Origin of the sequence: Stenotrophomonas chelatiphaga (genome assembly GCF_001431535.1) — a bacterium.
GTDB lineage: Bacteria > Pseudomonadota > Gammaproteobacteria > Xanthomonadales > Xanthomonadaceae > Stenotrophomonas > Stenotrophomonas chelatiphaga.
Map to the genome: position 1 here is coordinate 66,513 of NZ_LDJK01000081.1, position 7,176 is coordinate 73,688.

Sequence of the window (7,176 nt, forward strand, 5' to 3'; positions counted from 1 at the left end):
GAACAGCGCATGAATGAAAAACCGGTGCGAGGTCATTCACGACCCTCGTCCTGGCCGTCCTGCGCGTCCAGCATCCCGCGGTAGGCCACGATCCGCCCCACCACCGGCGCGGCGATTTCCACGTCGAAGGCGAAGCGCCCGTCCACCTCGGTTTCGAAACTGTTGCCGCCGGGCAGCAGCCATCGCGGCAACGGCACGCCCCACACCGACCAGCGCCGCGGCAGCAACTGCAGCCGGCCGCCGTCCACCATCAGCGCCAGGGCGACGTCGATCACCCCGAAGCGCTCGACCAGCAGCGCCTCGTTGCGGCCCACGCCCGCGGTCTGCAGCGAAGAGAAGGTCCTGTCGGCGAAGCGCCGCGTCCAGCGCTCGCCGCCGGCCTCATCGCTGAACGCCACGACGACCGGCACCTGCTCGCCTGCCGCGGGAAACCCGAACACCGCTGCCAACAACCGCGACAACACACCGCTGCCGCGCTCCACGCGCGCCGTGCCGTGCCAGCGCTTGGCTGCCGAAGGCCCGTGCAGCGCCTGCACGCTCGCCGGCAGCGTGGCATACGCGCTGCCCAGCACGCGCTGGTAAAGGCTGGCACCGGGCACCTCCCGGCGGAAGCCGGTGTGGATGCTGCGGCCTTCAAACAGCTGCTCATAGTCCGCCAGCTCCAGCGCATGCGTGGCCGCCCGCGCACCCAGCGCAGGGCGCTGCCCCTGCAGCAGCTTGCGGATGATCGCCTCGATCGCCATCGACGGGATATAGGGACCATCATCGCCCTCGGCCAGCAGGTGCCAGCTCTGCAGGACCGCCACCCCATCGCGCCGTCCCGTGGCGCGCACGATCATGCCGCCACGGTGCTCGCCGAACTTCATCCGGTTCAACACCCGGTAGAACAGCGGAGACAGCGGTTGCAGCGAAGGCAGGCGCAGCTGGTGACGTGCCTTGGCCAGCAGGTTGAGCATCCGGTGCAGCACGTCGGGCACCGGTCCGGCGCCGATCCAGATATCGGTCATGGCGGGGTGTTCGGGCGGCAGCACCTGCAGGTCCGGCACCTCCACCAGCGAATAACGCAGGTTGCGCAGCGGCACCCTGCCCGGCACTGCCACGGTGAAACGGCGGCTCTCGGCCAGGCCGATGCCGTGTGCATCGTGACCATCGCGACGCAGCTTCACCGGTGCACCCGCATAGCCCACCACCGCGCGCATGACGTTCAGGCCGATGCCGGCGTAGGGGGACGGCGCAATGCCGGCTTCCACGCTGACGATGTCCATGCACCGGGCCATCTGCCGCAGCACGGCGGCGGTCAGCACCGGGAAACTGCTGACGCCGGACAGCACGAACACCCCGGCCGCCCTGGCCTGCGCATCGTAGCGGCCGACGCCGGCAACGAAGTCCGCTGCATCGGCGAAGTCCAGGTAATCAGTGCCCGCCGCGATGCAGGCTTCGATGGCCGCGTAGCATTGCCCACCATAGGCCTGGAACGGGCCGGAGGCATCCACCACCAGGTCAGGGTGCTCCTGCTGCAGGGTGGGCGCCAGCGCGCGCCGATCCAGCTGCAGCGGCCGCACCCGTGCCCGGCCGACGAACGCGTGGCAGAAGGCCGTTGCCGCGGCCAGGTTGCGCCCCCCGATCAGCAGTTCCAGTGCGGGAAGGTCGGCCAGCAGCTGCGCCAGCCGCCCGCCGAACACGCCGTAGCCCCCGAGGATGAGAATCTTCACCTGCGTTCCGTCCGTGTCCGCGTTGCCGACAGGGTAGCCTGCCGGCGCCCCGGTCGAGCACGATCCGGGATTAACATCAGCCGTGCTATCGCTGCACGCTCGTCCCTTCGGGAGCACCACCATGGTCCACAAGAACACGGTCTGCATCTGGTACGACAACGGCGCGCTGGACGCGGCCACGTTCTACGCGGAGACCTTCCCGGACAGCGAGGTGGTCGCCGTCCACCATGCGCCCGGCGACTTTCCATCGGGCAGCCAGGGCGACGTGCTGACCGTGGAGTTCAGCGTCTGCGGGCTGCCCTGCGTCGGCCTCAATGGGGGCCCCGCCTTCCGGCAGACCGAAGCGTTCTCGCTGCAGGTTTCCACCGAAGACCAGGCCGAGACCGACCGGCTGTGGAATGCCATCGTCGGCAACGGCGGCCAGGAAAGCGCATGCGGCTGGTGCAAGGACCGCTGGGGCGTGTCCTGGCAGATCACCCCGCGCATCCTGCTCGAAGCGGTGACCAGTACGGACAAGGCGCTGGCCAAGCGTGCCTTCGACGCCATGATGACCATGCACAAGATCGACATCGCTACCATCGAGGCCGCCATCGGCCATCCCCGGTAGTGACGGCCGTTGGCCGACAACCCGATCACCCCCCCGCACGTGACGGCCAGCGGCCGTCACTACCCGCGCGTCTTACTTGATCGAGCGCAGGTGGTTCGGCCGCTTCGGCGGGCCCGGTGGGCGCGGCTTGAACGGCGGCTGGCCGCGCCAGTAGCGGATCAGCAGCCAGCCGAACAACATGCCGCCCAGGTGCGCGAAGTGGGCCACGCCCGGCTGCCAGCCGGTGGCGCCCAATACCAGTTCACCCACACCGAACAGGATCACGAAGGTGCGTGCCTTCATCGGGATCGGCGGGAACAGCAGCATCACCCGCTGGTTCGGGAACAGCATGCCGTAGGCCAGCAACAGACCGAATACGCCGCCGGACGCACCCAGCACCGTCGCCGGATTCTCCATCAGGCTGCCCACCAGCAACTGGCACAGGCCGGCGCCGGCCACGCAGACCAGGTAGTAGATCAGGAAGCGCTTCTCGCCCCAGGTCTGCTCCAGCGGCGCACCGAACATGAAGACGGCGAGCATGTTGAAGAACAGATGGCCGAAGCTGCCGTGCAGGAAACCATAGGTCAGCAGCTGCCACGGCTGGAAATTTCCGCCGGGCGAAAAGGCATCGAAGCTGCCCTGCAGCGGTTGCAGCATGAACGGTGCGAAGGTCGCATCGCCCAGCAGGAACGGCTGCTGCAGCAGGAACAGGATCGCGTTGGCGATCAGCAACGCCTTGGTAACGGTGGGCAGTCGCGGAAGCATGGGGGCATCCTCTGGAACGGTCTCCATCATAACGGCAGCGCTTGTGGATGGCGCTGCCCTCGACGCCCACGCGTTCAGCCCGCCGGCGTGCTCAGCGCGGCCCCCAGATCTCCGCGTCCAGCGCCTTGGCCGGATCCAGCGCCGGCATCCGCACGCGTCCCCGTTCCACCACCACGCCTTCGGCGCGAAGGCGCTGGCTCTGCTCACGCCAACCGCGCGAACCTTCCGGCATGGCGATGCGGCCATCCGCGCGCAGCACCCGGTGCCACGGCAGCTGCGGATCATCGTTCGTGCCCAGCACGCGCGCGGTCAGGCGCGCCCTGCCCGGCAATCCCGCACGCGCGGCGACCTGCCCGTAGCCCATCACCTGCCCGGCCGGAATGGCGCGGATCACCGCCAGGATGCGCTCGCGCGCCTGCTCCGGGGTCAGCGCCGCAGGCGGGTCACCAGCAGCACCCCGCACAGCACCAGCACGGTGCCGGCGATCTGCGCCGGGCCCATCGGTTCGTCGAGCAGCCATAGACTCATCACGATCGTGGAAACCGGTCCGAGCATACCGACCTGCGCGGCCAGCGACGAGCCGATGCGCTTGACCGCCAGCATGATGGCCATCACCGGCAGCACCGTACAGACCGTCGCGTTGACCAGCGACAGCCACTGCACCGGTGCCGGCGCCTGCCACAGCAGCGGCCATGGATGGGTCAACCCGAAATGCAGCAGCACCAGCACGCAGGCCACGCAGCTGGCCTGTGCGGTCAGCCGCACCGCGCCGATCCGGGTCACTACCTGGCCGCTGCCGAACAGATACAGCGCATAGCTGATCGCGCTGCCCAGCACCAGCAGGCTGCCGAGCACGATCTGCCCACCTTCGCGCTGCAGGTCGTGACCGAATGCCACCAGCACGCCGGCATAGCTGAGCGCCAGCGCGGCCAGTTGCCAGCGGCCCGGGCGTTGTCGCGCCAGCAGTACGTTGATCAGCAGCACCAGGGTCGGGTTGAGGTACAGGATCAGCCGCTCCAGCGTCACGCTGATGTACTGCAAGCCCTGGAAATCCAGCCAGCTGGACAGGTAATAGCCGGTGAAACCCAGCCACAGGATGCGTGCGCGGTCAGCCCAGTCCAGCGATGCGGCGCGGCGTGACGACCACCAGGCCAGCAGCAGGAACAACGGAAACGCCATCGCCATGCGCAGCGCCAGCAACGTGGTCGGATCCACGCCATGGCGAAGGCCCAGCTTGACGATGATCGCCTTGCCGGACGCTGCCACCGCGCCGATCGCGGCCAGCCCGATGCCCCCCAGCGCGATGCGGGTGGACGAGGTGGCGAGGGACGAAGGAGCGCTCATGCAGCGCCCCATTATCGCATGGGTGCGTGCCGTGCATTTGGTGGTGCCGACCTTGGCCGGCACCGCATGCTCAGCCGCGCATCAGCACGATTTCTTCCGAGGAGGTGGGATGGATCGCCACGGTGTCGTCGAACTGCGCCTTGGTCGCGCCCATCTTCACCGCCACCGCGAATCCCTGCAGGATCTCGTCGGCCGCCTCACCCAGCAGGTGCACACCGACCACCCGTTCATCGGCGCCCACGCAGACCAGCTTGAACATGCTGCGCTGGGTCCCGTCGGCCAGCGCCTGCAGCATCGGCCTGAAATTACTGTGGTAAGTGCGCACATCGCCATGCTGGGCGCGCGCCTCCTCTTCACCCAGTCCCACCATGCCCAGCGGCGGATGCGAGAACACCACACTCGGCACGTTCGCGTAGTCCATCTTGGCGTCCGGCTTGCCGCCGAACAGCCGGTCCATCAGATGCCGCGCAGCGGCGATCGCCACCGGCGTCAGGCCCACCTTGCCGCCGATGTCACCCACCGCGTGGATGCTGGGCACGGAGGTGTCCTGCCACTCATCGACAATCACTTCGCCGCGCTCGCCCACGGCAACCCCGACCTGCTCCAGGCCGATATCCGACGAGTTGCCGCGCCGGCCGATCGCGAAGAACACCGTATCGAACACGCTGTCCAGCGGACCATCATGGCCCAGCACGCGCACGCGCTGGCCATCATCGTCACGCTGCAGCTCGCGCAGGCGGTAGTTGAAGTGGATGCGCACGCCCTGGTGGCACAGGTTGTCGGCCAGCTGCGCGGCCAGTTCACCATCGAAGCGGTCCAGCAGCCGGCCACCCCGCACCAGCAGGGTCACCCGGCTGCCCAGCGCCTGCAGCAGCCCGGCCAGCTCCACCGCGATATAGCCGCCGCCGACGATGGCCACCTGCGCCGGTGCGTCGCACAGGTTGAAGAAATCATCCGAGACCAGGCCCAGTTCCGCACCGGGAATGTCCGGGCGCTGCGGGTGCGCACCGGTGGCCAGCAGGATGTGTTCACCGCTGATACGCACCCCGTCGCTGCACTCCACCGTGTGCGCATCCACCAGTCGTCCGCGGCGCGGCACGCGCACCACGCCGGTCTCGTCCAGGCGCTTGCGGTAGCTGACGTGGATGTTCTCGATATAGCCCTGGCGGTGCACCACCAGTTCCTTCCAGGACAGCGCCGGACGCAGCGGCACATCGAACCCCATCGCGCGTGCCAGCCCGATCCGTCCGGCCAGGTCGGCTGCCAGCCACATGGCTTTCTTCGGCACGCAGCCGACGTTGACACAGGTGCCGCCCAGCTCGCCGGGCTCCAGCATCGCAACCTTCCTGCCGTGCTGTGCCGCGCGGAAGGCAGCGGCCAGGCCGCCGGATCCGCCGCCGAGGACGATCAGGTCGTAGTCATGCGCAGTGCTTGTCATCGGGTTCGCTCGCGTCGTTGCGTCAACAGGTGGTGCCAGCGCAAAGCATGCCATGAGCAGCCGCGCGCCAGACGTGACGATGCCGGATCAGGGCGTCTGCTGCGTGCGCCGCAGCGGCGGCCAGCGCAGGTAGGTCATCGCCCGCCACAGCCACTCCATCGGGCCATACCGGAAGCGTGCCAGCCACAGGTGGCTGATGCCCACCTGCAGCGCGAACAGGGCCACGGCGAACACCAGCTGCCACGCACGCGGCAGCTGTTCGAAAAAGCCCAGGCCATAGCCGAAGAACAGCCACGTACACAGCAGCGATTGCAGCAGGTAGTGGGTCAGCGCCATCCGCCCGGGGGCGGCCAGCCAGCCCAGCGCGTGCCGCGCCTGCACGATCCAGCCGAGGTAGCCCAGGGCCATCAGCAGGCTGGCAACCGCTGCCATCGCATACGACAGGCCGGTCCGCACGGTGAACTCGCCGGGCGCCAGATAGGGATGCCACGCGGCACTGGCCAGCATCAGCACCACGCCCGCGGGCATCGCGATCCAGCGCAGCCGCGCATACAAGGACGCAAAGCGCGCAGGGTCGGCCAACGCACCGCTGCGCGCGAACCACGCGCCGATCAGGAACATGCCGAAGATTTCCGGCCCGGTGATCAGTATCCCGCCGACCATGTGCCGCAGGTCGGCCAACCGCTGCACGTTGGCCTGTGCCCAGCTTCCCTGGCCATACGCCAGCCGCTGCGCTTCGATGACTTCCTGCGCCGCGCGCATGCTGCCCGCGCTGTCCAGCGGGCTGCCACCGCGCGCCGCCGCCCACACCAGCAGCGCGAACAGCAGGCTGAGCCCCACCGCGAAGGCATACACCAGCGCGCCCATCGCCGGCAGCATCGACACGGGCCAGCGCCGCGTGCCCAGCAACAGGAAGGACAGCAGCGCATACACCAGCAGGATATCGCCGGACCACACCAGCAGCGCGTGGCAGGCGCCGATCAGCAGCAGCGCCACGCTGCGGCGCAGGTAGATCGGGGTGAAGTCCCGCCCGGCACCCTGTGCACGCTGGGCCATCACCGCGAAGCCGGCGCCGAACAGCAATGAGAACAACAGGAAAAACTTGCCCTGCACCAACACATACACCAGCGCGTCGGCGAGGTAATCGATGCCGTGCCAGTGCGGGTCCACGCCGGTGAACGACAGGTCCAGCGGGCCGGTGAACGCTTCGATGTTCATCAGCAGGATGCCGAACAGGGCGGCGCCACGCAGGATGTCCATCACGGTGATGCGGTCGGCGGTGTTCAGCGGTTGCAGGGCGGGAGGTGCGCTGGTCACGGGGGATCCGGGGG

General features: G+C 68.5%; 7 protein-coding genes. 1 reads left to right on the forward strand and 6 read right to left on the reverse strand.

All coding sequences use genetic code 11. The features are described 5' to 3' along the window. Positions 1–32: 32 nt before the first annotated feature. Positions 33–1,712: a saccharopine dehydrogenase family protein gene (locus tag ABB28_RS15480; protein WP_057687271.1), complete on the reverse strand. Its 1,680-nt coding sequence runs from the start codon at positions 1,710–1,712 to the stop codon at positions 33–35. Positions 1,713–1,833: 121 nt separating this feature from the next. Between ABB28_RS15480 and ABB28_RS15485 the strand changes: the two genes are divergently transcribed. Further along, positions 1,834–2,319 (forward strand): VOC family protein, encoded by a 486-nt coding sequence (locus ABB28_RS15485; protein WP_057687272.1) that lies wholly within the window; start codon positions 1,834–1,836, stop codon positions 2,317–2,319. 72 nt (positions 2,320–2,391) lie between these two features. Here ABB28_RS15485 and ABB28_RS15490 read toward each other — a convergent pair whose 3' ends face one another. The 5 genes from ABB28_RS15490 to ABB28_RS15510 all read right to left on the reverse strand — a co-directional run. Then, positions 2,392–3,063 carry a rhomboid family intramembrane serine protease gene (locus ABB28_RS15490; protein ID WP_057687273.1) on the reverse strand — a complete coding sequence of 224 codons (672 nt, stop codon included), beginning with the start codon at positions 3,061–3,063 and terminating at the stop codon, positions 2,392–2,394. Positions 3,064–3,154: 91 nt separating this feature from the next. Then, positions 3,155–3,583: an MGMT family protein gene (locus ABB28_RS15495; protein ID WP_083492055.1), complete on the reverse strand. Its 429-nt coding sequence runs from the start codon at positions 3,581–3,583 to the stop codon at positions 3,155–3,157. Further along, a complete protein-coding gene (locus ABB28_RS15500) occupies positions 3,490–4,407 on the reverse strand; it encodes a DMT family transporter (RefSeq protein WP_057687274.1) in 918 nt (305 codons plus the stop codon). Before ABB28_RS15500 ends, ABB28_RS15495 begins: the two co-directional genes overlap by 94 nt. Positions 4,408–4,477: 70 nt before the next feature. Next, a complete protein-coding gene (gorA, locus tag ABB28_RS15505; protein WP_057687275.1) occupies positions 4,478–5,845 on the reverse strand; it encodes a glutathione-disulfide reductase in 1,368 nt (455 codons plus the stop codon). Positions 5,846–5,932: 87 nt separating this feature from the next. Then, positions 5,933–7,176 (reverse strand): DUF418 domain-containing protein (locus tag ABB28_RS15510; RefSeq protein ID WP_245625354.1); only part of this gene is annotated, 1,244 nt, incomplete at its 5' end.

Excerpts from the sequence above, each read along its gene's own strand:
- ABB28_RS15500 (WP_057687274.1), bottom strand. The coding sequence starts at position 4,407 with ATGAGCGCTCCTTCGTCCCTCGCCACCTCGTCCACCCGCATCGCGCTG.
- ABB28_RS15495 (WP_083492055.1), bottom strand. The coding sequence starts at position 3,583 with ATGGCTGCTCGACGAACCGATGGGCCCGGCGCAGATCGCCGGCACCGT.
- gorA (WP_057687275.1), bottom strand. The coding sequence starts at position 5,845 with ATGACAAGCACTGCGCATGACTACGACCTGATCGTCCTCGGCGGCGGA.
- ABB28_RS15485 (WP_057687272.1), top strand. The coding sequence starts at position 1,834 with ATGGTCCACAAGAACACGGTCTGCATCTGGTACGACAACGGCGCGCTG.
- ABB28_RS15490 (WP_057687273.1), bottom strand. The coding sequence starts at position 3,063 with ATGCTTCCGCGACTGCCCACCGTTACCAAGGCGTTGCTGATCGCCAAC.